The sequence below is a fragment of the Vibrio sp. ABG19 genome, from assembly GCF_029962385.1.
Classification (GTDB): Bacteria; Pseudomonadota; Gammaproteobacteria; order Enterobacterales; family Vibrionaceae; genus Vibrio; species Vibrio ostreae.
In genome coordinates this window covers 580,671-606,894 of sequence record NZ_CP071707.1, presented here as the reverse complement: position 1 = coordinate 606,894, position 26,224 = coordinate 580,671, and the positions used below count along the sequence as shown (strand labels likewise).

General features: G+C 49.3%; 27 protein-coding genes and 1 pseudogene. 16 read left to right on the top strand and 12 right to left on the bottom strand.

Annotation, left to right across the window (positions count from 1 at the left end):
- Positions 1-19: 19 nt before the first annotated feature.
- Together J0X00_RS02680 and J0X00_RS02675 are read right to left on the bottom strand one after the other, a co-directional pair.
- Entirely contained in the window at positions 20-1,759 is a 1,740-nt protein-coding gene (locus tag J0X00_RS02680) for a SulP family inorganic anion transporter (RefSeq protein WP_136487140.1), read from the bottom strand.
- A gap of 198 nt (positions 1,760-1,957) precedes the next feature.
- Positions 1,958-2,677: a UTRA domain-containing protein gene (locus J0X00_RS02675; RefSeq protein ID WP_136487079.1), complete on the bottom strand. Its 720-nt coding sequence runs from the start codon at positions 2,675-2,677 to the stop codon at positions 1,958-1,960.
- Between the two features lie 220 nt (positions 2,678-2,897).
- On the opposite strand from J0X00_RS02675, the gene J0X00_RS02670 reads away from it, so the two are divergent.
- From J0X00_RS02670 to J0X00_RS02645, 6 genes are read left to right on the top strand one after another with little or no spacing between them, the layout of a single operon-like run.
- The gene (locus tag J0X00_RS02670) at positions 2,898-3,968 is read left to right on the top strand and encodes an ABC transporter substrate-binding protein (RefSeq protein ID WP_136487078.1); all 1,071 of its coding nucleotides are present in this window, start codon (positions 2,898-2,900) and stop codon (positions 3,966-3,968) included.
- A 9-nt stretch (positions 3,969-3,977) separates the two neighbouring features.
- A complete protein-coding gene (locus tag J0X00_RS02665; RefSeq protein ID WP_282476950.1) occupies positions 3,978-4,787 on the top strand; it encodes an alkaline phosphatase family protein in 810 nt (269 codons plus the stop codon).
- Positions 4,784-5,674, top strand: a complete 891-nt coding sequence (locus J0X00_RS02660; RefSeq protein ID WP_282476949.1) for an ABC transporter permease subunit — start codon at positions 4,784-4,786, stop codon at positions 5,672-5,674. The genes J0X00_RS02665 and J0X00_RS02660 overlap by 4 nt, the downstream gene beginning before the upstream one ends.
- Positions 5,661-6,443 carry an ABC transporter permease gene (locus J0X00_RS02655; RefSeq protein WP_282476948.1) on the top strand — a complete coding sequence of 261 codons (783 nt, stop codon included), beginning with the start codon at positions 5,661-5,663 and terminating at the stop codon, positions 6,441-6,443. Before J0X00_RS02660 ends, J0X00_RS02655 begins: the two co-directional genes overlap by 14 nt.
- Entirely contained in the window at positions 6,440-7,480 is a 1,041-nt protein-coding gene (locus J0X00_RS02650; protein WP_282476947.1) for an ABC transporter ATP-binding protein, read from the top strand. Before J0X00_RS02655 ends, J0X00_RS02650 begins: the two co-directional genes overlap by 4 nt.
- A 1-nt stretch (position 7,481) precedes the next feature.
- Entirely contained in the window at positions 7,482-8,147 is a 666-nt protein-coding gene (locus J0X00_RS02645; protein WP_136487074.1) for an HAD-IB family hydrolase, read from the top strand.
- Positions 8,148-8,289: 142 nt separating this feature from the next.
- On the opposite strand, the gene dkgB is transcribed toward J0X00_RS02645, so the two are convergent.
- Positions 8,290-9,090 (bottom strand): 2,5-didehydrogluconate reductase DkgB, encoded by an 801-nt coding sequence (gene dkgB / locus J0X00_RS02640; RefSeq protein ID WP_282476946.1) that lies wholly within the window; start codon positions 9,088-9,090, stop codon positions 8,290-8,292.
- 317 nt (positions 9,091-9,407) lie between these two features.
- Entirely contained in the window at positions 9,408-10,289 is an 882-nt protein-coding gene (locus J0X00_RS02635; protein WP_282476945.1) for a LysR family transcriptional regulator, read from the bottom strand.
- Between the two features lie 162 nt (positions 10,290-10,451).
- Between J0X00_RS02635 and J0X00_RS02630 the strand changes: the two genes are divergently transcribed.
- Positions 10,452-11,633: an MFS transporter gene (locus J0X00_RS02630; RefSeq protein WP_282476944.1), complete on the top strand. Its 1,182-nt coding sequence runs from the start codon at positions 10,452-10,454 to the stop codon at positions 11,631-11,633.
- Between the two features lie 185 nt (positions 11,634-11,818).
- Positions 11,819-12,382, top strand: coding sequence for a nucleotidyltransferase family protein (locus tag J0X00_RS02625; protein ID WP_240798208.1), 564 nt, complete (start codon positions 11,819-11,821; stop codon positions 12,380-12,382).
- A gap of 69 nt (positions 12,383-12,451) precedes the next feature.
- Here J0X00_RS02625 and J0X00_RS02620 read toward each other — a convergent pair whose 3' ends face one another.
- Complete coding sequence (locus J0X00_RS02620) at positions 12,452-13,405, bottom strand: DMT family transporter (RefSeq protein ID WP_136487070.1); 954 nt, start codon at positions 13,403-13,405, stop codon at positions 12,452-12,454.
- A 112-nt stretch (positions 13,406-13,517) separates the two neighbouring features.
- Here J0X00_RS02620 and J0X00_RS02615 point away from each other — a divergent pair, with 112 nt between their 5' ends.
- The gene (locus J0X00_RS02615) at positions 13,518-14,309 is read left to right on the top strand and encodes a helix-turn-helix transcriptional regulator (protein WP_136487069.1); all 792 of its coding nucleotides are present in this window, start codon (positions 13,518-13,520) and stop codon (positions 14,307-14,309) included.
- A 38-nt stretch (positions 14,310-14,347) separates the two neighbouring features.
- Here the strand turns inward: J0X00_RS02615 and J0X00_RS02610 are convergent, their stop codons facing one another.
- On the bottom strand, positions 14,348-15,052 hold the full coding sequence (locus J0X00_RS02610; protein WP_282476943.1) for a dienelactone hydrolase family protein: 705 nt from the start codon (positions 15,050-15,052) through the stop codon (positions 14,348-14,350).
- Positions 15,053-15,111: 59 nt separating this feature from the next.
- Positions 15,112-16,143, bottom strand: a complete 1,032-nt coding sequence (locus J0X00_RS02605) for an MFS transporter (RefSeq protein ID WP_282476942.1) — start codon at positions 16,141-16,143, stop codon at positions 15,112-15,114.
- Positions 16,144-16,654: 511 nt separating this feature from the next.
- Here J0X00_RS02605 and J0X00_RS02600 point away from each other — a divergent pair.
- Both J0X00_RS02600 and J0X00_RS02595 read left to right on the top strand, forming a co-directional pair.
- Positions 16,655-17,029 (top strand): rhodanese-like domain-containing protein, encoded by a 375-nt coding sequence (locus J0X00_RS02600; protein WP_282476941.1) that lies wholly within the window; start codon positions 16,655-16,657, stop codon positions 17,027-17,029.
- Between the two features lie 388 nt (positions 17,030-17,417).
- Positions 17,418-17,666, top strand: coding sequence for a hypothetical protein (locus tag J0X00_RS02595; RefSeq protein WP_027695173.1), 249 nt, complete (start codon positions 17,418-17,420; stop codon positions 17,664-17,666).
- 215 nt (positions 17,667-17,881) lie between these two features.
- Here the strand turns inward: J0X00_RS02595 and J0X00_RS02590 are convergent, their stop codons facing one another.
- The 3 genes from J0X00_RS02590 to J0X00_RS02580 form a co-directional block, all read right to left on the bottom strand.
- Positions 17,882-18,874: a DUF262 domain-containing protein gene (locus J0X00_RS02590; RefSeq protein WP_282476940.1), complete on the bottom strand. Its 993-nt coding sequence runs from the start codon at positions 18,872-18,874 to the stop codon at positions 17,882-17,884.
- The gene (locus tag J0X00_RS02585) at positions 18,871-19,425 is read right to left on the bottom strand and encodes a hypothetical protein (protein ID WP_282476939.1); all 555 of its coding nucleotides are present in this window, start codon (positions 19,423-19,425) and stop codon (positions 18,871-18,873) included. The genes J0X00_RS02590 and J0X00_RS02585 overlap by 4 nt, the downstream gene beginning before the upstream one ends.
- Before the next feature lie 593 nt (positions 19,426-20,018).
- Positions 20,019-20,687, bottom strand: a complete 669-nt coding sequence (locus J0X00_RS02580; RefSeq protein WP_282476938.1) for a hypothetical protein — start codon at positions 20,685-20,687, stop codon at positions 20,019-20,021.
- A 222-nt stretch (positions 20,688-20,909) separates the two neighbouring features.
- On the opposite strand from J0X00_RS02580, the gene J0X00_RS02575 reads away from it, so the two are divergent.
- From J0X00_RS02575 to J0X00_RS02565, 3 genes are all read left to right on the top strand, one after another.
- A complete protein-coding gene (locus J0X00_RS02575; protein WP_282476937.1) occupies positions 20,910-21,275 on the top strand; it encodes a hypothetical protein in 366 nt (121 codons plus the stop codon).
- A gap of 219 nt (positions 21,276-21,494) precedes the next feature.
- A complete protein-coding gene (locus tag J0X00_RS02570) occupies positions 21,495-22,085 on the top strand; it encodes a carbamoyltransferase C-terminal domain-containing protein (RefSeq protein WP_348984819.1) in 591 nt (196 codons plus the stop codon).
- Entirely contained in the window at positions 22,075-22,704 is a 630-nt protein-coding gene (locus tag J0X00_RS02565) for an HAD family phosphatase (protein WP_282476935.1), read from the top strand. Before J0X00_RS02570 ends, J0X00_RS02565 begins: the two co-directional genes overlap by 11 nt.
- Positions 22,705-22,958: 254 nt before the next feature.
- Here J0X00_RS02565 and J0X00_RS02560 read toward each other — a convergent pair whose 3' ends face one another.
- Together J0X00_RS02560 and J0X00_RS02555 are read right to left on the bottom strand one after the other, a co-directional pair.
- Positions 22,959-23,585: a LysE family translocator gene (locus tag J0X00_RS02560; protein WP_025510285.1), complete on the bottom strand. Its 627-nt coding sequence runs from the start codon at positions 23,583-23,585 to the stop codon at positions 22,959-22,961.
- Positions 23,586-23,737: 152 nt separating this feature from the next.
- Positions 23,738-24,193, bottom strand: coding sequence for a GNAT family N-acetyltransferase (locus J0X00_RS02555; protein WP_282476934.1), 456 nt, complete (start codon positions 24,191-24,193; stop codon positions 23,738-23,740).
- Positions 24,194-24,979: 786 nt separating this feature from the next.
- On the opposite strand from J0X00_RS02555, the pseudogene J0X00_RS02550 reads away from it, so the two are divergent.
- Together J0X00_RS02550 and J0X00_RS02545 are read left to right on the top strand one after the other, a co-directional pair.
- Positions 24,980-25,693 (top strand): annotated as a pseudogene (locus tag J0X00_RS02550) (hypothetical protein).
- On the top strand, positions 25,677-26,105 hold the full coding sequence (locus J0X00_RS02545; protein ID WP_282476933.1) for a hypothetical protein: 429 nt from the start codon (positions 25,677-25,679) through the stop codon (positions 26,103-26,105). Before J0X00_RS02550 ends, J0X00_RS02545 begins: the two are co-directional and overlap by 17 nt.
- Positions 26,106-26,224: the final 119 nt, after the last annotated feature.

Genomic DNA, 26,224 nt, shown 5'->3' with positions numbered 1-26,224 from the left:
AAGATAACTCCGGCCGCCATCAGGCCACCTCCGGCACCGCCTTGGGCGGCGCATCGACCGGCGCTTCTTTTTGCACTTCAGGAATTTGTCCTTCCTCAACCGCCTGGATATAACAGCCACTGAGTTTAATCGCCAGATACATATCAGCGCGCAGCACCATACCACCATCGCCAACCGGCACCCCGCTCAACTCACACCATTGGCGCATACTGCGCTTGCGTCCGGCCAGGATCAGCCGGATACCGCGTTTTTTCAGCATGGTCTGCACATCACTGAGCATCGCCATCACACTCAGGTCCAGATGGGTAAAGCTCGCCACTGCATCTATAACCACACAGGTTACTTCCGTGTCGTTACCTTCAACAACCTCCAGCACCCGGCGTTTGAAATACGGCGCATTAAAATAGGTCAGCGGCGAATTAAACCGATACAGCACCAGGCCCGGGATCGCGGTCGCTTTGCCGCTGCCGTCGATGGTACGAATGATGCCGTCTTTATCCAGCCCGAGCCGCTGATCACTCGGGCGCATCACCACACGTAAGAACTGAAACAGCCCCAGCAGTACCGCAAGGGTAATGCCGGGAATCACGCCGACCACCAGCACCGCGATAAAGGTGATACCGGCCAGATAGAATGCATCTTTGTCGCGTTTACGTAACGTCCATAATCCTTTCAGATCGATGAGCGACATCGAAGCGATGATCAGCACCACACCGAGCGCCGCAGTAGGAATATATTGCAGCGGCCGATAGACAAACAGCGCAATGATGCCGATCAGCACTGCCGCGATCACCGACACCAGCTGCGATTTACCGCCGTTGGCATCGTTCACAGCGGTGCGTGAATCGGCCCCGCTGATGGCAAAGCCCTGCGAAAAGGCACACGCAATATTGGCAATGCCCAGCGCTCGGAATTCTTTATCGGCATCAATATCGTAGCCGTTTTTGGCAGCGAAACTGCGCGCTGTCAGCATCATACTGACAAAGCTGACCATAGCCAGGTTGAGCGCCGGCACCACCAGCTCACGGCTGATCCCAATATCGAATGCCGGAGCCTGAAACACCGGTAAACCACCTTCAATCGCGCCGACAACGCTGACGCCGCTGGAGTCAAGCTGGGTCACCCACACCAAACCGCCCGCGGCTATGATCGCCAGCATTGCTGCCGGCCAGGCCGGACGCAGCCGTTTCGAAACAAAATAGACCACTACCGTTAACACGCTGACCAGCACCGTTTGCCAATGCACATCGAGCGCCCGTTGCGGCGCTTCAAGCAACCGCTCCAGCAGATAGCGCGCCTGATAATTGACCCCGGCCACTTTACTCAGTTGACCGACAATAATCGTCAGGGCCACACCATTAATCAGGCCAAGCAGAATCGGCCGCGACAGGAAGTCCGCCAGAATACCGAGCTTGAATTTACTCGCCACAATGCACCAGATACCGGTCATGGCAGTCATGGTCATCACCAGTTGCCAGTGCTTGGTCGCATCGCCGCCTGCCAGCGGTGTCACTACCGCGGCAATCACCGCACACGTTGCGGCATCCGGCCCGACAATCAGCTGACGTGACGTACCAAACAGAGCATATACCAGCATCGGCACTACGCAGGAGTACAAACCGACAATCGCTGACACGCCGGTCAGCTGGGCATACGCAATGGCCACCGGCAGAGCAACCGCGACCACCGACAAGGCAGCGCGCACGTCGTCCTTTAACCAGACACGTTGATACTGTTTTAACTGATAAAATCCCGGCATCGTCTGCCGCAACCACGCTGTTCTCAAGGCTTGGTTACCTCTATGTTATGGACCGCCCCTGCGGCACTTATATCATTAAGCATAAACCAAGATTGACTAATCACGTATCTAATTTGCTGATTTGTATAACAATGATCAAAGGCATGTTCGGCATCAAGCCGCGTACTGGATAAATTGAAACAGAGCCGCGGCTAAATCTCAGTCGCTGCAACTGTCGATGGTGATGACCACCGAATCTGGCCGCCAGTATTCAAACTCACAATCCATGATCTGGCCATGCTGATTGTAGTTCACCCGGCAGATTTTCAGCACCGGCTGACCGGCGGCCAGATTGAGCGCCCTGGCCACATGCAGCGGCGCGGCGGTCGGCACCACATCAAAGCGCGAGCGTTGAGTGCAATAGCCGTATTTACGTGCGTACAATCCGGTCAGTGAACCGGCCAGATTTTCAGCTAAAATATCCGCAAACAGACCGGCGATCAGACAGTTTTCGACAAATAACACAGCGCGCCCATCAATAAAGCGCAGCCGTTCAATGATATGTACCGGTGTCATCCGGGTGATCTGCAGCGCACGCGCATACTCCTGAGTCGCCAGCACACTGCGTACATTCAGCACCCGGGTTTCCGCAATCCGGTTCTGCTCAGCAATCATCTGATGAAAGTGGCAACGTGACAGTGGGTTGTAACGCACCCGCTCCGGCGACACAAACCAGCCGCGCCGCTCTTCGCGGTAAATCAGCCCTTCGGTTTCCAGTGACACCAACGCATCTTTAATTGTAATGCGGGTGGTTTCAAACAGCTCACTCAGCTCGCGCTCTGACGGCAGCTTCTGACGCTGGTTCATCACTCCCGAGCAAATCTGATCACGCAACGTCGATTTAATCGACCCCAACTGCGTGCTCGTCTGTCGCTTCATCCTGATCTAGTCCAGTCCTTATTCATCCGCCCAGCATAGTCAGCGCAGATAACAAATTTATGACAGACAATTGCGGCACAATCACCGATCATTACTGCTTTTCGCAACATAACTGCCATAAAAGCGCCGTAAAAGCGTCATCTGACTGGCGCTAAATCGTCATATTCGCTGCCTAGGATAAAAAACGTACTTACTGACCTAGTCCAGAAGGATAGAGACAATGAAAACGTTACTGCACCGCTCGGCCATGATCACCGGCGCCACTTTACTTGCCACCACACTTGCCATGCCTGCTTTCGCTGAACAGGCCAACATCCAATCGTTAATCGATGCCGCCAAGAAAGAAGGCGCGGTCTACAGCGTCGGCATGCCCGACAGCTGGGCAAACTGGAAAGGCACCTGGCAGGATCTGAGCCAGCATTACGGTCTCAAACATCAGGATACCGACATGAGCTCGGCACAGGAAATCGCTAAGTTTGCCGCGGAGAAAAGTAACGCCACCGCAGATATCGGCGATGTCGGTTTTGCTTTTGCGCGCGTGGCCGTGCAAAAAGGCGTGACCCAGGCGTACAAACCGACCACCTGGAGCGATATTCCGAACTGGGCCAAAGATAAAGACGGTCACTGGGCGCTGGCCTATACCGGCACTATTGCGTTTATCAGCAACAATAATCTGGTCAAAGACGCTCCAAAATCATGGAACGACCTGCTAACTGGCAACTACAAAGTGACCGTCGGTGATGTTGGTGTGGCTGCTCAGGCCAATAACGCGGTGCTGGCGGCGGCTTTTGCCAACGGCGGAAACGAAAGTAACCTCGAACCGGCACTGAACTTCTTTGCCAAGCTGGCCAAGCAAGGCCGTCTGTCCTTTACCGACCCAAGCCTGGCCAACCTGGAAAAAGGCGAAGTGGAAGTGGCCATCATGTGGGATTTCAACGCCCTCAACTATCGCGACCAGATAGACCGCAGCCGCTTTACTGTCACGATTCCGCAAGACGGCTCGGTGATTTCCGGTTACACCACCATCATCAATAAATACGCGGCCAATCCAAACGCCGCGAAACTGGCACGCGAATACATTTTCAGCGATCAGGGTCAAATCAATCTGGCCGAAGGCTATGCCCGCCCAATCCGCAGCAACATTACCCTGCCGCAATCAGTGCAGGATAAGCTGTTGCCTAACTCGGCCTATCAGAATGTTCATCCGGTCACGGATTTCAACGCATGGGAAAAATCCGCACGTAAACTGCCACGTCAATGGCAGGAAAATGTGCTTATCCACCAGCAGTAAGAGGTCATAATGCGCAATAAGGTTATCCTTGTTGTTCTTGATGGACTCAATCTTCAGGTAGCCCGTCAGTGCATGGGCTACCTGCACGGTTTGATTGAGCAGCAAAGAGCAACACTTTATCCGCTGCAGTGCGAACTGCCTTCTCTGTCCCGTCCGCTGTATGAATGCCTGCTGACCGGCGTTGCGCCGGTTGAAAGTGGTATTGTCAGCAACCAGACAGTACGCCGCTCTCAGTTTGAATCGGTATTCAGCCTCGCCACGCAACAGGGTAAAACCACCGCCGCCGCGGCCTATCACTGGTTCAGCGAACTGTACAACCGCGCTCCTTACGATGCGGTGCGTGACCGCTTTACCCATGACGAGTCGCTTAACATTCAGCACGGCTGTTTTTATCACTGGGATCACTATCCGGATGAAGCGCTGTTTCTTGACGGCGAATCGCTGCGCCGTCAGCATCAGCCGGACTTTCTGCTGATTCATCCGATGAACATTGATGACTGTGGCCACCGCTACGGACTCAACTCCCCCCAGTACCGCAACAGTGCCCGCCATGCTGATGTGCTGCTGTCGCATTTTGTTCCGGCCTGGCTCGCCGATGGCTATCAGATTTTGATCACCAGTGATCACGGCATGAATGACGACTGCACGCATGGCGGGACGCTGCAAGAAGAGCGCGCAGTGCCGTTGTTTGTGCTTGGCGATCGCTTTTCGCACCAACCGGAAGTGGCGCTGCGTCAGACTGACGTCTGCGGCACCGTGTGTGAGCTGCTGCGCCTTAATCACGACAAACCGTGCGCGCAAGAGGTACTGGCGCTATGAGCAGTTCCACTTTGAGCCAAACGACCACTCAACCTGCCGCAAGCAACCCACCCCGCAGCTGGCAGCGCTTTATGCCACTGGCCTGGCTGTCGCCGTTTGCGCTGTTTTTCTATCTGTTTCAGCTCGCTCCTATGCTGTGGGTCATGGTCAACAGCTTTCAGGTGGATGAACAGTGGTCACTGGATAACTATCGCGAAATATTCAGCTCCGGTTTTATCCTGCAAGGCTTTAGCAACAGCCTGTGGCTGGCGTTGTGGTCGGGCCTGGCCGGGCTTGCCATTGCGGCTCTGCTGGTCAGTTCGCTGCGCCGTGTTCCAGGGCGACTGCGCGATGCGGTGATTGCCTTTACCAACATGAGCAGTAACTTCGCCGGAGTGCCGCTGGCGTTTGCCTTCATCATCATCCTCGGCACCAATGGCGCGCTGACTCTGCTGCTCAAACAATACGGCCTGATTGATGACTTTAATCTGTATGGTCAGTGGGGCCTGCTGGCGATCTACATCTATTTCCAGATCCCGCTCGCGGTACTGCTGCTCTATCCCGCCTTCGATACGCTGAATGATGACTGGCAAGCCGCAGCAGCGCTGCTTGGCGCGCGTAGCTGGCGCTACTGGGCGCACATTGCCCTGCCGGTGCTGTCACCAGCTCTGCTCGGCACCCTAATCATTCTGATTGCTAATGCCATGGGCGCGTATGCCAGTGTGTATGCCCTCACCTCCGGTAACTACAACCTGATCACCATCCGCATCGCCAGCCTGGTATCCGGCGATCTGTTTCTCGAACCGAATCTGGCGGCAGCCATTTCAGTACTGCTGATGGCACTTCTGGCTGCTATTACCCTGATTAACCAATGGCTGATTGCCCGGAGCTATCATGCAACACGCTAATTCCGTTTATCACAAAAGCGTGGTGTACGGCATCGTCGCCCTGATGCTGGTGCCGATCATCGCCACGCTGGCTTACTCACTGTCGTCACGCTGGGGGGCGACCATTCTGCCGGACGGCTTTACCCTCGACTGGTACCGCCAATTGCTCAGTGATGTACGCTTTGTCGAAGCGTTCGGCCGATCACTGCTGGTGTGCGTGGCTGCGCTGGCACTGAGCACTGTGTTGATTCTGCCGGCGATCTTTGTGGTGTTTTACTATTTCCCCCAACTCGACAAGCTGATGAATCTGCTGATCCTGCTGCCGTTTGCCGTGCCGCCGGTGGTCTCTTCAGTCGGCCTGCTGCAGCTGTACGCTGACAGCAGCGTCCCCATGGTCGGCACGCCGTGGATTCTGATCGGCACCTATTTCACCATCGCGCTGCCCTTCATGTACCGCGCGATAGCGAACAGCTTTACGGCCATTAACCTGCGCGATCTGATGGACGCCGCGCACCTGCTCGGCGCGAGCACGCTGCAAGCCTTCTGGCATATTGTACTGCCCAACCTACGCAAAGGATTAATGGCCGCGCTGTTTCTGTCGTTTTCGTTCCTGCTCGGGGAGTTTGTGTTTGCCAACATTCTGGTCGGCACCCGCTATGAAACCTTGCAGATTTATCTCGATAACATGCGCCAGACCAGCGGTCATTTCACCTCGGCGTTAGTAATGACTTACTTTCTGTTTATCTTTATCTGTACCTGGCTGGCAAGCCGGATTGGAGCAAAATCATGAGTGACGTTTCTGTCTCCCTGCTCACCAAGCGTTTTGGTGACAACACTGTATTTGAGGCGATCGATTTTGATATCCGTCAGGGCGAGTTTATCACCCTGCTCGGTCCGAGCGGCTGTGGTAAATCCACTCTGCTGCGCTGCCTGGCCGGGCTCAACCCGGTCGACAGCGGCCGCATTTTAGTCGCTGGTGAGGATATTACCCACAGTGCGCCGCAGCAGCGCGGCATTGGTATGGTATTTCAGTCTTATGCCCTGTTTCCCAACATGACCGTGGCCGGCAACATCGGTTTTGGTTTAAAGATGCAAGGCGCGAATAAAGCGCATATTGAACAGCAAGTCGGCCGGATTATCGAACTGGTCGCGCTGCAGGGTAAAGAGCAGTGTTATCCGCATCAGTTGTCAGGTGGCCAGCGCCAACGCGTCGCTCTGGCGCGCGCTCTGGTGGTCAAACCGCGTATTTTGCTGCTCGATGAACCGCTGTCGGCACTGGATGCCAAAATCCGTAAGCACCTGCGCCAGCAAATCCGCGACATTCAGCAGGCGCTCAACCTGACCACCATCTTCGTCACCCACGATCAGGAAGAAGCGATGACAATGTCAGATCGCATTTTCCTTATGCATCAGGGTAAGATAGTGCAGCAAGGCTCGCCGGAGGCAATTTATACCCAGCCGGCCAATGAATTTGTTGCCGGTTTTATGGGGCATTACAATCTGCTCAGTGCTGCGCAGGCAAAAAAACTGTTTGCCCTCGATAGCAAGCATAAAGTGGCAGTACGTCCGGAGTCGATTTATGTGGCCGAAGCAGGCCGCCAAGAATCGGGGGGCCACTATAGCGGTGGCGCGCATATTTCTGCGCCGATGCGCGGCGTTCTCAAAAGTCAGCAACTGCTGGGCAACGTGATCCGTTATCAGGTCGCGCTGGATGACTGCGAGCTGACCGTCGATCAGCTCAACCGCTCTTCCGAGCGCTTACTGCCTGCAGGCAGTGTGCTGGAGCTGCGTTTTAATCTCAATGAACTACAACCTGTGAGTGCCTGATATGTCTCAACCCCTGTACGTGTTCGATATGGACGACACCTTAATCGACGGCGACTGCGCCATGATCTGGAACGAGTTTCTGGTCGACAAAGGCATCGCCACCGACCCGGAATTTCTTAATCAGGATCGCTATCTGATGTCACTGTACGCGCGCGGTGAAATGGATATGGAAGACTATCTCGACTACGTAATGCAGCCCCTCGCCGCCCTGCCGGTTGAGCAGGTGCATGCACTGGTGGATGAATGTGTCGACCGCCGTATCATGCCGCGTCTGTTTGATGAAGCGCGTAACCTGATAGCGACGCTCAAAGCACACAATACCACCATGCTGATCATCTCGGCCTCTGTCAGTTTTCTGGTCGAAGCCGTGGCCAAACAGGTCGGTATTCCTCATGCTCTCGGTATTGATATGGCGGTCAGCAACGGTCATTACAGCAGCGAGATTGTCGGCGTACCGAGTTATCGCGAGGGTAAAGTGGCCCGGTTAGAGGAGTGGTTACTTACTCACCCGCAACACCTTGATGAAGTGCATTTTTTCACCGACTCGATTAACGATTTACCGCTGTGCCAGCACGCCGATTTCGCTTATCTGGTGAATCCGTGCCAGCGTCTGGCGGCTCATGCTGGTCAGCCGCACTGGCAGGTACTGCGCTGGGGTCAGGCTTAAGCTGCTGTCGCTATCACTGTTCCTGAGATAGCGCGACCCTTATCACAAGTAAAAGCCCCGGCCATCAATACAACGGCCGGGGCTTTTCATCTTGATCAGCGTGGTTATCTTAACAACTCAGTATCGCAGTCACGCGACGCGATCAGTCCCACTGCGGAGCAAAGTCCGGATTAGCCAGACGATGGTTGCGATCCAGAGTCGCAATGCGCGCCATATCCTGCTCACTGAGAGAAACATTGACGTAGCCCAGGTTGCTGTCGATATTGGCACGTTTGGTTGACGACGGAATGGTGACAAAGTGATTGGCTGCCATCCAGGCCAGAACCACCTGAGCCGGTGTCGCCTGATGCTGCTCGGCAATCTCAACGATCACATCATCTTTCAGCACATCGCCGTAAGCAAACGGCATATAACCGGTCACTATGATGTCGTGCGCGCGGCAGAACTCAACCACAGCCTTGTTTTGCAGGTAAGGATGGACTTCCACCTGGTTGGTGTACAAAACGCCCTCGCCCAGGATCTCAATCGCCTGTCTCATCTGTGCCACGGTAAAGTTCGACACGCCGATGTGGCGGGTCAGGCCCTGATCCTGCGCCTGTTTCAGGCTGCGCAGGTAATCACCCATCGCGACACTGTCATCCGCCAGCGGCCAGTGAATCAGCAGCAGATCAACATAGTCGGTGTTTAAGTCCTGCAGGCTCTGTTTCACGCTTGGCAAAAACTGCTGGTCCGAGAGTTTATCCATCCACACTTTAGTGGTGATGAACAGCGCTTCACGCGCGATACCACTTGCACTCACCGCCTGGCCAACTTCTTGCTCGTTGCCATAAATCTGCGCGGTATCAATGTGGCGATAACCCGCCTCAAGTGCCATCGCAACCGACTGAACCGCTTCATCGCCTTTCAGACGGAATGTACCTGCGCCAAGCTGAGGAATTTGCATGGAGTTCGCTCCTTATCGTGGTTGTTCAATGTAATTAATCCATTGATATAACATGGATTAATGAAGAGTAAGTCAATAAACTGTCATCCGTTAATGGTAAAGCGTGACCCGTACATGACCGGGCACGCTTTACCTCTTAATCAGTGGCCGTGTTACACCGCATCATAGGCCGGATAATCGGTCAGCATGCTAACAACCGAAGCGAAAGAGATTAACTGGTGCAAAGACAAAACTTTTTTGTCAAATTTGCAAAAACTAATATCACCTGCCGCTGTCAGGCTCGCGGCCAGACATAAGCCAAACTCACGCTATCCGCTCTACAGGGTGAATTTTGGCTGAATAAAATCGATAAACGCAGAGATACGACGCGCAACGTTAGAGGACTTGTAATACACTGCATTCACCAGCTCACGCTCTGAATTGAGTTGGCGATATGAAGCAAGCAGGGTCACCAACCGGCCGGCGGCCAAGTCTTCATGAATCATAAAGCCGGACAGGCAACCAATACCATTGCCGGCCAGCACTAACTGGCGCACGGTTTCACCACTGCTGCAGGCAATGGTCGGCTCAACGTAATCACCGCCCTGCAGCGGCCAGACATTCAGCGCACGCGGGCTGGTGAAACCGACAATTTCATGCTGTTGCAGCTCAGATGGTGTCGCCGGGAAGCCGTGTCGGGCAAGGTAGTCCGGCGCAGCGACTACAAACAGCGGACTTTTTCCCAAAGGCCGGGCATGCAAAGTGGAATCATTGAGCTTGCCAATCCGGATCGCCACATCGGTGCGCTTTTCCAGTAAGTCAACGTAGCCTTCATTCGAGGTCAGTTCCAGCTCAATATCCGGATAGGCCTGATGAAATTCACGCACCAGCGGCACCAGTTGATGAAGCATCAACGGGCTGGCCGCATCGACGCGCAGCTTGCCTTTCGGCAGTTCACCGCGCGACACCACCTCTTCTTCCGCCTGGCGCAGTTGCTGTAGCCCCGCTCGGATGGTTTCACTAAAACGACGGCCTTCTTCAGTCAAATCCAGGCGCCGCGTGGTGCGGTTTAAGATGGTCATCCCGAGCTGCTGCTCAATCCGGCTCACCGCACGTGACACCTTGGCCACCTGCACATCCAGCACTTCGGCCGCCTGGGAGAAACTGCCGCTGTCGATCACTGCCAGTAAGATTTCCAGATCATCAGAACGGGTCAGCATAGGCGCTCCATTTTTACATAAATGACAAAATTATTTTGCCAATACTAGCGTTTTTAGCAAATAAAAGCTCATCAATAATGCGCCTATCTAAACACAGTCAGCCCGTTGCCGGACACATCTCCACTCATTAGACGGCAGCGGAACTTCAACAGGAAAATTGCTATGCCTATTGCTTTATTTGCCTTAACCCTCAGTGCGTTTGCCATCGGCACCACTGAATTTGTCATCGTCGGCCTGCTGCCGACCATGGCCGCAGACCTCAACGTTTCTCTGCCCTCGGCCGGTTTGCTGGTCAGCCTGTATGCGCTCGGCGTCGCCATCGGCGCGCCGGTACTCACCGCCTTAACCGGCAACTGGAATCGAAAACACGTGTTGCTTTGCGTCATGGCGCTGTTTGTCGCTGGTAACCTGCTCGCCTGGCAATCTCCGGGCTACAGCACGCTCATCCTAGCGCGTATTCTGACTGGCCTGGCGCACGGTGTGTTCTTCTCCATCGGCTCAACCATCGCGACCGGCCTGGTAGCAAGGGAGAAAGCCGCCAGCGCGATCGCCATCATGTTTACCGGCCTGACCGTTGCACTAGTGACCGGCGTACCGCTTGGCACTTACATCGGCCAGCATTTCGGCTGGCAGACCACCTTTTTAACGGTCGCGCTCTTGGGGCTTATCGCCCTGATCGGCAGCGCTCTGCTGGTACCGTCAACCCTGCCGCAAGCGGCTAAAACCTCGCTGACCGAGCAAGCCAAAGTACTAATGCAGCCGCGTCTGCTGCTTGTGTTTGCCATTACTGCACTCGGCTATGGTGGCACCTTCACTGCCTTTACCTTTATCGCCCCCATCCTGCATGAAGTGTCCGGTTTTGCCACATCCACCATCAGTATTCTGATGCTGGTGTACGGCGTATCGGTGGCGTTCGGTAATATCTGGGGCGGCAAACTGGCCGACAAACACGGTCCGACTCAGGCGCTGAGTGTGATTTTCACCGGCCTGAGCCTGGTGCTGCTATTACTGACCTTCGCCGCGCCCAACCCGGTGACGGCGGTGATCATCATGCTTATCTGGGGTATGTTCGCCTTTGGTAATGTGCCCGGACTGCAGGTCTACGTGGTGAAGCTGGCCGAACACTACACTCCCAATGCGGTCGATGTCGCTTCAGGGCTCAATATCGCCGCCTTTAATATCGGCATTGCCCTTGGCGCCTGGGGCGGTGGCCTGGTAGTGGAGCAATCCGGCCTGATGACTACACCCTGGGTGGGCGCGATTGTGGTCGCGGTTGCCCTGCTGCTGACCCGTCTCAGCCAACGTTTTGATAAGCGCCAGCCCGAACTGGCCCGCTCACTGTAACGGCACCAAACTCAGGGGAAGGGAGCTAAGCTCGCAGGAATTGCACCAAGCCCTCCGACGAGGGCTGGTATGCGCTGAGGCATCAATTTGATGATTTACTGAACCGATATCATATTCTCCTGCCATCATGCGAGATTACCGTTATACTGAATATCAACAGTCACTAACATAATTACCCGCAATACATGCCAAGTGATATTGAACACCTTTATCTGGGACAAACCGAAGCTCTGCTACGCAATGATTCATTGCGTATGCGCTGTCTGCTGGCCGTGCAAGCGCTCAATTTACCTGACTGGTATTTGGGAGCCGGCTTTGTGCGCAACGCGATTTGGGATCACCTGCACCACAAGCCCGAAATGACGCCACTCAATGATGTGGATGTGGTCTATTTCGATCCCAGTGATGTTTCACCGCAAACAGAAGAAGCACTGCAAGCCCGCCTCTGCGCAGTCATGCCGGACATTAACTGGGAAGTGCGTAATCAGGCACGCATGCACGAAAAGCACGGTCATGCCCCTTATCGCAGCACCGCGCACGGCATTGCGCAATGGGTGGAAGTGCCGACCTGCGTCGGTGTGCGGCTCGAAACCGATGGCCGCCTGACCTTCTGCGCGCCGTACGGCCTGCGTCAGAACTGGTCACTGACCATCGCGATTAACCCCTGCAACCGTCAGCCGGAAGTGGTACAGCGTCGCATTCTGGAAAAGAAATGGCTTACACTGTGGCCGCATTTGCATTTGATTTAATCGTTTCAGACTGGTTATGTCTTTGAGTTACACACAAACCGGCGGCCGAATCCGATCCGCCGCCGTATTTTATTCCGCTTTCAGGCTGGGCTTGAGCGCTGCACGCCGCTTGGTCAGCAACTGCTTGATCCAGCCATGACCGCTGACCAGTACAATGCCGCCAATCACCATCGCCGAACCATACAAAAACCCGGCTTCAATCCGCTCCCCCAGAAGCAAAGCCCCGAGCACCACACCGTACAGCGGCGTCATAAACGACAACACACCAAGACGCGAGGCAATATAGGTATTGAGCATCCAGAACCAGAGCAGAAAACCACCGAACGAGATAATCAAAGTCTGGAACGTCACACTGGCCAGCGCCAGCGGCGTCGGATTAATCGCCAGCTGATCACTCCACGCTGCCGCGCCAAGCAAAATCAGCGCGCCCATCACCAGTTGGTACAACAGCGTTTGCTCGGAAGAGACATTGGCCAGTTTCGAGCTGCGGATCAATACCGTGGTCAGGCCCCAGGCCACACCGCCGAGCAGAGCGAGAAAATCGCCCCACAGCATATTGGGCTGCATCTCTGCTGCTTCTTCACCGTGCCACAGAAATGCCACCGCGATGCCGGAAAAGGCAAGCAGAATACCTACCCACTGCACAATTTTCAGCCGCTCACTCTCAACGAGAAAATGCAGGATCAGGGCGCTAAAAATAGGCGAAGTGTAGAGAAAAATAACCGAATGGGCCGCTGAGGTATAATGCAGCGCTGCGCCCAGAAACAGATATTCCAACGCAAACAGAGTACCGACCAGGATACCGGCTTTCCAGTTTCCGTCCGCAAACTGGAGTTTTTTGCCGCGTATCACCACGTACGCCAGCACCAATACCGCCGCGATGGCGGAGCGCAGGCCGATTTGCAGGATCGGCGCAATATCCTCTCCGGTCGCTTTAAGTGCAATTTGTTGTAAGCCCATGGCAAAGCAAAACACCACCATGATGCCGAGCGCTGTGGCGTCGATTGGTTTGCGTGTCATCATTCTCGTTATCCAACTGTTATTTTGTTATCGCTATGTTTACATTATGCGTTGTCGTCATTAAGACATATAGCTAAAATCAGACAACCCATAGCGATGATATGACAGAGTCAACATGAGCATTCCAGGCCAACAGATTCATTTCCCGCCATTCAGTACCGAACTGCCGGCTCCGCTGGTGTTTCGCTCCGCCTGTATGCCCGCCGACGCCGCCTATCCGCGCCACAGTCATCGCTGGGGCGAGTTCGTTTATTCGTTCAGTGGCGTGATGGAAGTGAAAGTCGGCAGCCGCCAGTATCTGACTCCGTCACAATACGGTTTATGGCTGCCGCCCAATGTCGAGCATCAGGGGCTCAACCGCTACGAAACTTGCCATGGCTCACTGTATGTCGATGAAAGTTTGTGCCACGCCATGCCGCAGCACACCTGCGCGCTGGAAATCAGCCCGCTGGTGATTGCCCTGCTGGAGCACCTGCGCCAGAGTTTAATTACCCCGCCCTACAGCGAAGCCGAATACCGCCTGCTGCAAGTGTTAGCCGAACAACTGACCCACGCCACACCGATTGGCAGCTACCTGCCCACCTCCGGCGATCCTTTGCTGAGCAAAGTGCTCAGTTGGCTGGAGCAAAACCCGGGCAGCAACGAATCCCTGCGAATGTTGGCCCAGCGCGCGCACACCACCGAACGCACTCTGACACGCCACGCCCAGCGTGAACTGGGTATTTCGGTCTCAGAATGGCGCCAGCGTCTGCGCGTCGTGAAAGCGATGCCGATGCTGGAAGCCGGCGCGAAAGTAGAAAATGTTGCCCACGATCTCGGCTACGCCAGCGCGTCTGCATTTATTGCGATGTTCCGACGTTTAACCGGGGTAACGCCGGATGAGTACCGGAGGAATTTAGGGGGGTGATGTTTTTCTCCGCGATCACGCGATCAAAGGTGCTGCAGTTAGTCTGTATGATGGCTTCCGCAAATAAATGAAGTTGCAGCATGCAAGCTCTGATCGTTTGCATATTGATTAAAGCGAGAGCCATATCCGCCATAGCCAATTTCTTCTTTGGTAAAACTATGCTGAACTCCCCCTAGCATCAGCATTTGCCAGCAACAATTGGCAAAGTCCATTTCATGCATAAACTCGCTTACCGCGTTCAGTGGAATATGAGGATCACGACTTCCTTGTACCAATAAAAATCGAGTATTGACCGTCTTTTCAAGCGGTAGGAATGAGGTTGGTGTGCCATGAATCGAAACAGCCGCATCCACGCCAATATCAGCCCGGCCAGCTTCAAATGCAATCGAGCCACCAAAGCAAACGCCAACAAACGATATTTTTTTACCCTCAGCACCCAAGGCATCCCTGAAAACAGGGAATAAACCAGCAAGTAGCCTCCTAAGCTCTTGGGGTTCTGTGAGTGTTTTTCGTATAAACGCTTCAGCCTTTCCAACGTAAGTTTTGGGCTGATGACCTGAACCATAAATATCGGTAAGAAGTACTTTTCCGTTGACATTTTTTGCAAGTTGTTTCGCTTTACGATGAGCATATTCGGTGTGGCACCCTTCCCAATCAGGGAAAAAAACGACATGTGCCTCATTGCCAAAATCATATATGAACGAATCAAAATGCTGATCTTTATGAACTAATGTTTGCTTCATCCTATCTCCTTGCAGAAGCTCCCTTTCGAGAGCCCCCGATTGTTTTTAATAATATGTTTCTAGGCGGTAACGAGCTCTGGTGTCTCTCGTTTTGTTCGTACTGACAACGCGAGTAGTAGCCCAAAAGCGGTAACTGCAGCAGCTATGATTGGCAACATTGGTAACGACAATCCGGCATCGATAACCTCCCCGCCAACCCAGGCTCCGCCGGCGTTACCAAGGTTGAATGCCGCGATGTTAAATGCAGAAGCAAGAATCGGCGCTTTGCCTGCTTCGGAAAGTACATAGGTTTGAAGAGATGGAATGGTGGCAAACATAGCCACTCCAAACAGGAAGGTGACCACGACCATGGCAACGGTTGAGCCCATAGCAAAGTAAAGCGCGACCAGTACGACCATTAAAAGAAGCAACGTACTGCGCATACCGAACACCACGCTTTTGTTAGTCAGGCGTGCACCAATTGGGTTTCCGACAGCCATGCCAGCACCGAACAGCAACAACATAGCGGGCACGTAATCTAAAGACATACCGGTAATGTCGGTCAAAATCGGAGAAATATAGGTAAAAGCAGTGAAAGTGCCGCCAAAGCCAAATATGGTAATTAATAAAGCGCGAATCATGCCTGGCTGAATGAGTGCTGCGAATTCTTGTTTCAGATTCGTTGGGGCTTCACTTTCAATGTGAGGTAATAACTTAGCAATAGAGAGTGCTGAGATAACACCTAGTGCCGCAATAATATAGTAGGTATTTCTCCACCCAATTATCTGGCCAATATATGTACCAAACGGTGCCCCAAAAATATTGGCTAATGTAGCGCCCAAGAACATGGCAGCGATTGCACTGGCTTGTTTCTCTGGCTTAACCAATCGGATGGCAACCACAGCGCCTAAACCAAAAAACGCGGCCTGAGCGAGAGCGGTAAAAACCCGGGCAATTAACATAGTGTTGTAGTCCGGCGCAATGGCACACGCCACATTACCAACGGTGAATAATAGCATTAAACCGATCAAAACAGCTTTACGCTTTAGCCCGACTAAGAAGGGAGTTAAAAAAGGGGCTCCTAGTACTACACCACTACATAGCCGGTACATAAGAGATCAGAAAATGCCGCTAAGATTACGAAAATTTATTGATTTTTGTATGAGTAAGTGGGGGATATAACCCCAGCTTAGAAATGAGTTATGCCATTTGGTAAGGGCTTCTCAGGAAGAGCGAGGAACCAGAAAGTGCCTTTGTTTTTTTGGCGCTGGTTGCAGTGATGAATTGTTTCGTGGCTTTGTATGTCACGCTTTGAATTCAATAATTTCTTTTGGCTTGGTGTAAGCGTGCCAGTCACTCTTTGTCTTGCCAAAGAGTAACCAGAAAGGCGCTTGGGTTCTTTGGCGCTGTCCGGGCCGGTTTTAGGCGTTCCCTACGCCAGAAACCTAAAAAATCGTCCTGATTTTTTGCCCTGGTTTTCGAGTTTCTAAAGCACGCCACTTGAAAGATTTGAAAAAAACTCACTTCTGTTTGCCCCATTACATAATTTGTTACTACACATGTTCTAGAGCATTCGCACTTGTTCAACCATACTTATTTGAGTTTCAATTCTGAGAGGTAGCTATGTTTGGAGTTAACTGGAAAGCAGCGGGGCTGGCGTTCGTGCTGGCTTTGCCTTTGGGTCAGGTGTTGGCGAGCGAGCGGGCTGAGCAGGCTTGGCGGATGATAGATAATGGCGCATTGGTGATTGATGTGCGCACGACGCAGGAATACGCTGACGGCCACTTACCCGAAGCGCGTAATATTCCTCTCAGTGACGTTGGCACTGGCTTTCATGATATCGATAAGCAGCAACCGATTGTGGTGTATTGCCGCAGCGGTGGTCGTGCTGCGATGGCAATGGAAGCGTTGCAAAAACAGGGCTTCACTCACGTGCACAATGGTGGCGGACTGAACGAAATGCAGGAAACTCAGATGAACACCGGGCCGCTGAATTAGCCCTGTTTAGCACAATGATTTGATTTGAACGGGCCAAACCGCCCCGTTTTGGCTTTATCACTCTCCGCTTATCCCGTTACTGCTTTGTGACGTGAGCAATCAGCGTTGGCTTTGCTGGCTGCTCCAGGCTTGACCCAGGCGTGCCAGAGCTTTCAGTACTTTAATCAACCAGCTATCACTCCCGATATAACAAAGTAGGTTGTGAACAGCGGTCGCGAGCAGTAGACTTGCACGGGCTAGAACGCCTGACAGTGTCTATCGCACGTTGATATGTCCGGCGTTGAGCAAATCAGAAACGTCCGGTTTAGCGATATCAAAGAGTAAAAGTAAACATTATCCTTTCATTATGCTGCCGTAAAATCGATATTAAATTTGATGGAGATAAACAATGAACAGCGGTTGGGCTAACTTCTTTCCGTACTTTGCCGGAGCTCTCAAAATTATCGTAACAGCGATTGGTGCCTACTTTGCGATTAAATGGCATTTTGATGAAGATCGCAGAGTGAAGGAAGCGGCAGGTGTGGTATTTGAACCACAAAGCTCTTTGAAAAAATTGTTAAAGATGCTGGCTATCCCTGTCATTCTGACCGTTCTGGTCGTTGCCGTGGTTTACGCGACGAACTGGTATCTCGACTGACCACCTGTGTGAATACCATCGCTGCTTAGCGATAGTAAGTCGTGTATCCAAAGTATGAGGTAAGGTCCATGAGACATCTTTAGACTGTGACTCATCGTTTGTCAGCTAAATCATTTTTGGACAGAAACGATTTAGACTTTATGATCTAAAACGTTTCTGTCAGATTAGGAAAAGTACGTTGATACCTTGTTAGTTTATTAACTTATTTCCTGATACTAGATGAGAGCTTGAATTATTTCACCACGAACGGCTCGGTTACTTCGGTCATTACTGCCTTGTAATGCAGACTTGTAGTATTTTTCCGCAATCGCATCGTCGACTGTTCCTGCAACCGCTTGATCTACACGACAATAAAAGTCATCAAGCTTGTTACGCAAGTCGGCTATGTTTACTCTTTTTCCCAATCTATAGATTGCCTTGTATAGCTCTATAAATAGAGTGAAAAAATCTGCCTTCTTGAAACAGCGAGAGTTTGAAGGGAAATTCAACTGTGTAATTATCATCAAGACTTCATCAATTTTAGTCTCATAATCCGCTCTCTCCTCAAAAGCCTCATTGTACCTCTCAAGATAGGCTTCAATCTCCTTATCACGATTAAAATACGTACTCAACATTGTCACAATTAGTGTTAAGCAGTATCGGGTGTCGTTCATACGTTTAATATCGGTCGTACTAAAAATTTTGTACTGCTCAAAAAAACTCTTTTGAGATACTTCTTCTGCAAAAGTTTTCAACTCGCCACCATACCTAGCGTTATGAATTTCCATTGCGTTCAAGCCATAGCTAGTCGAATTGATTCTTTGGAATATTTCTTTTATATCTTCAATAGGTTGATTTCCTAGATCCCTAACTACCACTTCATATTCAAGAAATTCTATTTGTTTCTTTTCTTCAAGTTCTGCGTAGTTAGGCACATCTGAAGGCAGTTTTAGATCAGGAGAAGCTTTAAAGTACTGATAAAGAGTAGTGATTCTTTGTTGACCATCAACAAGAAGCTCGCATCCTTCACCTGTTTTGGGATCTACTTTTCCGGCAGCGATATAAATTTCAGGGAATGGATACCCTTCAAGTACAGTCCTTATAAATTCAACTTTATCTTTATTTGACCAAACAAGTCTGCGTTGAAAATCTGGTTGAGGCACTAGTACTTCTCGACTGATAGCCGTTAACAAAACTCTAAGTCTTCGATTTGATGCTGACGTATTCATTTTTCAACCTCTTCCATACACTGTTCTACGCATATTTTCTGATACTCTTCTAGAAAAAACCATGATTGGTATAATCCTGCTCTAATTTTATATGGTCCATACTTAGCAGATTTGGTGAGTTCATTAAAGAAATCCCACCAACGTCCAGTAAACTCGAAGTGCTGACTACACGGGAGCTTATCAGGGCGAACCCAACCAGTTGATAAAAATTTGAAAAATGAATCGGAACGCGGCCAGTATGTGCCACCCCTTTTATATTCAAATGCTTCTTTCCAGACCTTTTGAAATAGATGTGGTGATACGATCGCTATATCCAAATCAGAATCGTCATTAAACTCTCCATAACGACGACTCGGTTTTATGCTAAACCCCATTTTCCCTGAGCCAACCAATTGTACGTCATTGAAATCTACGTCAAGGTAAGAACAAATTTCCTCTTTTAGTTCGTAAACCATAGCATCGCAGAGGATCTTACTCTGCCCATTAAATACATGCTTTCGCACAATTTGAAGGCTACTGAGTTTTGTCAAATCAGCTTTAAATTCTTCCATATTTTGTACTCGTTGTACTTCATAGGCCAAACACCGCATTAATGGTGAATTGCCACCAAATGCATAAACACCCAAAATCATACTAGAGGGATTAGATAAATGAAGTCAAAAGGAACATTGTAGAATTGCAGCGATTATTTACTCTAACTGGCAACGGGGCAAAAGCGACTTAGAACTCACCTGAAACCACCAAATCAGGGCAAAAAATCAGGACGATTTTTTAGGTTTTTGGCGTAGGGAACGCCTAAAACTGGCCCGGCCTGCATCAATGAACCTAAGCGCCTTTCTGGTTACTCTTTGGCAAGGCAAAGAGTGACTGGCACGCTTGCACCAAGCCTAAAAGAAATCACCAAAGCGTGACATACAACCCCACGAAACCATTAACCCTAGCAACCAGCGCAACACCACGACGATATTTAGCTTTTTGGCATCGGGAACGCCTAAAACCAGCCCGACCATCGCCAAAGAACATAAGCACCTTTCTGGTTACTCTTTGGCAAGGCAAAGAGTGACTGGCACGCTTGCACCAAGCCTAAAAGAAATCACCAAAGCGTGACATACCAATTCTGCCTACGAACTTATCTACAAGTAAATTAACCAGTTAAAGAAGTAATAATCAAACTGCCAAGCTGACGAGTGTTGTAATAATTTCCGTTACTGTTTAAGAAAGAAATACTCAGTGATCGCGCGATTGTGCGTAAGTGGGGTTTAACAGGTTTTACCATTTCCCCATCAAGCATTACTTCGATTGTCCCATTTTCAAGTTCAATAATCTTATAGTTGTTCCAAACAGCTTCCTTAATCTTCGGAATATCTCGCTCGATTTTGGGGGATTTAGTAAGTTTGCTGAGAGAAATACTTAGTCGCCCCCCAGCTTTAGGCTCACCCCACAATGATCTTGCATTGTAGACGGTATCATCAAAAAGTGTCTCAATTTGCATTTCTTCAGTGTTGATCCGTAGGATAATAATCCTATCGACTTGAGCCAGAGTATTTACATTGAAAGATATATGCCCAGAATCTACTTGCCGGCCAGTTGTTTTGACCGAAACTCTTTCCCCCAGCCCACTAACAATATCATATCCGGCTTGATTAACTTCCGTTGCCATCTGCCCATTAGTAATCAAAGCTGAATAAAGTTCACCGATACGCCCGGTTAAGTGTCGTAACTCAGTAATTGGCACACCCCATCCTAGTTCTCGTTCAAGCCAAGACATAGACTCGCCCAAAGACTGAATAATTTGAATCTGAGTTAATGCCATCTACACCTCATTTGATTAGCTATCCATTGATATCTGATGAACATATTAAGATTAGATGTTCAAGCTTCCACTAGCGATGTCCGACACGTATCACTTTCAAAATCCTTTGCCACTAAGCCACACAAACTTACCTTTTATCAATCTGATCAATCACTTGCACATTTCAGTATGAACTCATATAATTCCGTGATAATGGTTCCAATAATACAATAAAGGTACATTATGAAAAAAGTTATGTTGTCTATCGCGGTTGCTGGCTCACTACTTGTAACAGGTTGTGCTCAGCGCGTCGCTGATTTCACTCTAGCGTCAACAAAAAATGTTGAGCTAAATGGTGGGGAATTTGTTAAAGGACCTCGTGTAAGCGGCGAAGATTCAAAACCCGTTGTTATTTTTCCGCTTGGAGTTCCGAGCGTAAAAGAAGCTGCAGATAAGGCTATTGAAAAAGATAGATGTGCCGTTGGCTTAACCGACGTAACCGCTGATTCTAAATTTTTCTCATTCCTGTTCGGCTTTATTGCTTATGAAGTTGAAGGCGATCTTTTGATCGATAAATCAAAGCCTGGTTGTGAAAACTGGCAAGGTTAATTTTTATTTGTGAGAAGTATTTTCAATGCTTCTCACTTTTATCTATCAAATAAAATCACGATTTTATTTACACAGAAAATAACACAATTTAAAACACAAAATTTTAGTGTCAATTAAATCCAACTTTTACAAAACGATTACTATAACTTCTATCCTTATTACGCACTTTCCAATATATTTCTCACGAATTTCGTCTAATGTTTTTTACCAAAAAATTTCATTGGATGGAACAGCACTGACATAGTCTCTGAGTTTATGACTGTCACCTACGACTGCACAGACTATTTCGCACAGGCGTGTCCAGCTGTCACTCATATCGATAAAACAGCCAGACCTCAAGTCATCACACAGCAGAGTGATCCATTTATGTATCGAGTATTGATTGGCTGGGAATCGATATCTGGGGAACCGGCTCTAATTAATACGTCATTCAACATGCACGAAGAGCCGATCATCTTGAACATCGACAATGCGTTAAAAAATCTAGAGCGAGGAGTTGTTGATGTTTTGGTTATTAACGAGCAACTGCTTGTTTGGAAATCTGATTCAAGTAAGAATGAGGAGATCATTATGACTAAATCTACATTCGCGTTCATTAAATGTCAGGGACAGGTTATTGCCCAAGATTTATATAGCCAAGATGCGGGCCCTACGCTTCAGGAAGTATTGAAGCAAAAAGCCATCGTATTACCCATTACGTGTATGGCTTCGGACTCTAATGAGGCAATGGATATTTATCACGACCAAATCGAAACCAACATGGATGTCATTAGCCTGTTTGGTGAAACGGAGTCATTAAATGTTAATTAAGCACAAAGCGGTTCTCTTTGATATGGATGGGACGTTAATCGATTCCCGACATACGATAGAACAAGCGTGGTTACATGCTGGAAATGCTTTCGGTGTGGACATTAAGAAAGAGGACATAGAAGCGCACATCCATGGCCGTTCCGGTGGCTATACTCTCGACTATTTTTTCGGCCACTTGGACGACTCAAGCAAAGCTATGGCAAAAAAAATGGTCGATGCGTTTGAAGAAACCGCCAATACTCCATTGATCTCAGGTGCCATTGAATTTCTTGATCAACTAAAAGAAAACAATATCAAAATGGCTTTGGTAACCGGTAGCTGGCAAGCTCGTATTGACCACGTTTTTACCCTGCACAACCTAAAACCCTATTTCAGTGCCATCGTGCACCGACACGATGTGACAGAGGGGAAGCCGAGCCCAGAGGGCTTCGTAAAAGGCGCATCGTTATTGGATACTGATCCAAGAGACTGTTTGGTATTTGAAGATTCGATAAGCGGCTTTTTGGCCGCTGAAGCTTGCGGTGCCGAGTGCGTCGCTGTCGGATGGAACGGCGTAGCAAGGACGCCCAACGTCATCGCGACTATCGTAGACTATAGCGCGACCACATTTAAATTCTAGGATGTGAAGCGAAACGTGTAATCGTCTAAAGCCTCATCGAAAAGGCAGTGACCACTCAGGGTATCACTGCCTTCTTAATACCTAGTAATTCTTCTCAACCTTACCCACCCTCTGATTAGTGACGACTAGTTCGTTAAGTCTACCTGCTGGTATCGTAACTAACAATCGGACAGAAGTGTTTTAGATCTGATGCTCTAAAGCGTTTCTGTCAGATTAGGAAAAGTATGTTGATTCTTTGATCGTTTGTTATGCCACTAGCGCTCACTGATTGCGACTTTGCCTGCCAGCCCAATAAGCAGAACTCCCGAGACACCCTCAAGTGCTCGTGAATAACGCTGAGAATTTGATCGACTAAAAACCCAACTACCGACTGAGGCATATAAAACGTTACACAGCGTAGCTAATGCGCTGAAGAGCAAACCAAGCACTAATAATTGCATTGATGCGGAGCCCGTAGATGTATCGACAAACTGAGGTAAAAATGAAAGGAAGAATAGTGCTACCTTCGGGTTCAAAACACTAACAATAACGCCTTGTATAAATACATTTTTGTTGGTTTCAACACTTTCACTAACCACTATTTTACTGCCTCCACGCCACATAGATAGCAGAGACTGAACACCTAAATATACTAAGTAAGCGGCACCCAACCATTTTACCGCACTAAAAGCTACAGCAGAGCTGAGGATTATCGCGGACAAACCTAAACACGCAGCTAATGTATGTACAAAGTAGCCAACACCAAGACCAATTGCAGCTTTAAATCCAGTTGCAAGCTTGCCTTTCATTGTATTTGAGACGATGTAGATTACGTCTGGGCCAGGTATCATATTGATAGCCAGACAAGCGACTACAAATAGTAATATTGCGTTTAAATCCATTTCTTTTCCTCCATGTTGAACGTCTTGTGGCATAACGCCAAATTAAGGGGTGAACAACGCCACCACCCAAACCTAAAGCATTGTGCCATAAACACTAAATTTGAAATAAAAGCAAAAATGCCAAGCGTTGTGAATCCCTCTTAAATTGCTTGTTATGAGGCAACTTGAAGCGACAAAGAAAGGAAGTTTTCATCGCATTCAGTCACCTTATAGCCGAGAGATTTGTAAAACCTTACCGCTGACTCATTTCTAGTGAAGCTTGATAAGGTTACGTGACTACGCCCTTGATCTCGCGTCATTTCGTGAACCATATTCATGACGCTTTCACCCAATTTTTGATTTTGAAATTCTGGAAACACAATGAGTAAATGTACATGATATGCGTTTTCGTAAGGCTTGAAGCATAGCATTCCAACTTGCGTGTTATTGATATAAACCCAGTGAAACCAATGCGGCTCGTAGTCATTTTTTAAACGATTGACCTGGAACTCATCACACCAGCCAAAGACGGCATCAACATGCGAATAAAGTCCCTGTTTCACAACAGAGAACAGACTTTCAAACTCATCATTTTCTATTTGTATTAGTTGAATATCCATATGCCTCATAACAGTGCTTTTTCAGCAGACACTGTCTGTATAATATTTTCAGAAAATATAGACACCATATCAGCAACATACTGTTCTAACTGTCTTTATAATCCTTGCACCCACAAATTACAGAACATGTCTGTATAAATGCAAGTGCTCAACTAGGCTCATAGTCTGCTATTAGTAAATGTAGGTCAAGAACTGACATGAGAAAGTGGTCAGGAATTGGATGCTGAATGATTTTGGGGCAAAAGCGACTTAGAACTTACCTGAAACCACCAAATCAGGGCAAAAAATCAGGACGATTTTTTAGGTTTTCGGCGTCGGGAACGCCTAAAACCGGCCCGGCCAGCACCAAAGAACCGAAGCGCCTTTCTGGTTACTCTTTGGCAAGGCAAAGAGTGACTGGCACGCTTGCACCAGGCTCAAAGAAACCAAGAAAGCCAAAGCGTGACATACAACCCCACGAAACCATTAACCCTAGCAACCAGCGCAACACCACGACGATATTTTCGCTTTTCGGCGTAGGGAACGCCTAAAACCGGCCCGGCCTGCACCAAAGAACCGAAGCGCCTTTATGGTTACTCTTTGGGAAAGCAATGAGTGATAACCAAAGCTCATGAATAATTGCCGACCGGTCTAGAGCAGAAATAAAACACACCTCTATCTGAAAGAATGAACGTAGATAATTCCGTTCTTCAGGCAAATTCTGGCCTGAGCGAGCAAATTCAAGCACGCCAACAAAATGGTGAATATGATGTTTCTCCTGCAGGTCAACGTGTTAATGATCGTTTAAAATTGTCGATGGATGAACAATGCTCTCTTGAAGATGAAATGGAAAAAAATCATCAACATGTTGTAATTGCTGACTTAGAAGATGCACATAAAATACTGCACAATCTTTGGGCTGAGGCTGGTCGTGATACAGCTGCGATATCAGCTAGCATTAACACGGCAAAGTCTTGGTTTAATCATACAGAACCGATGTTTAACGCTCACTCCATAGCAAAGCAATTTGGTGACTTGGGAGTTAAAGCAGATCTCGTTGAAAGTAAAGGACGTACATTCATCGCCTTTTCAGGAAGCAAGAATGGTGCGCCGCTAAAACATGCAATAGTCAACGGAACTCGAATTAAACTAGACGGTAAAAAATACCCATTGAATTCATTCAAAGTGAGTCAAGCAGGCTTTAGCCCAAAAGCGAGAGCTTCGAATTTTCGGGGAGCTGCGGCTCTTACTTTTATCGTATCAGCAAGCATTGCAACAACAGACCTTATTTTCAAAGACGATTATCATCTAGTAGATTGGTTTGGTCATGTCGGCTCAGATATGTTCAAAGCTCTTGTCCAGTTTGGGGCAAGAGAAGCAGTATTGTTTGCCTTAGCAGGAGCAGGCACACCAATCTTCTTTGGTGCTTTGGCTTGCGTTGCTGCTTATGTCGCTATTGAGTGACTTTGGGGAGAATATAAAATATCTAATTCAATTGTAAAGAGGTTAGAAAATGCTATCCAAGACTAAAGTGCGCCTTTGTATCTCGTTTATATTGTTGTTTTTCTTCCTGATTTGGTTTTATGTCTCCAAGGGAGTTCTAGGTGACTACATCGACCTATTATCTCATGCAACAGTGGTACAAGTTTCCGTGATTACTCTTTGGCTGCCGGTTGGTTTTTTAGGCGTGCTACTTTGTATGCTTTGGATGTCTCCTAAAGCTCTGTGGAAAGGCAAGAAAATCAACCAAATCTACTCACCTAAAGCGATGCAGCGAGCGAATAGAATTTCTATTTACTTTGCATTGGCAGGTATTGCCTTTGCAGCAGGCTGGACCTATCACTCGCTGGACCTGCTCGATCGATATGGCTACGTTTACAGCTCAGATCTAACTAAGTTTACGCCTACAGGCATTCATTTAGTCTATGTTCTGGCGAGATAACCAATCAAACACAATGCGTAGCGCTAGGCTGAGCTTTTGAAACCACCAAATCAGGGCAAAAAATCAGGACGATTTTTTAGGTTTTCGGCGTCGGGAACGCCTAAAACCGGCCCGGCCAG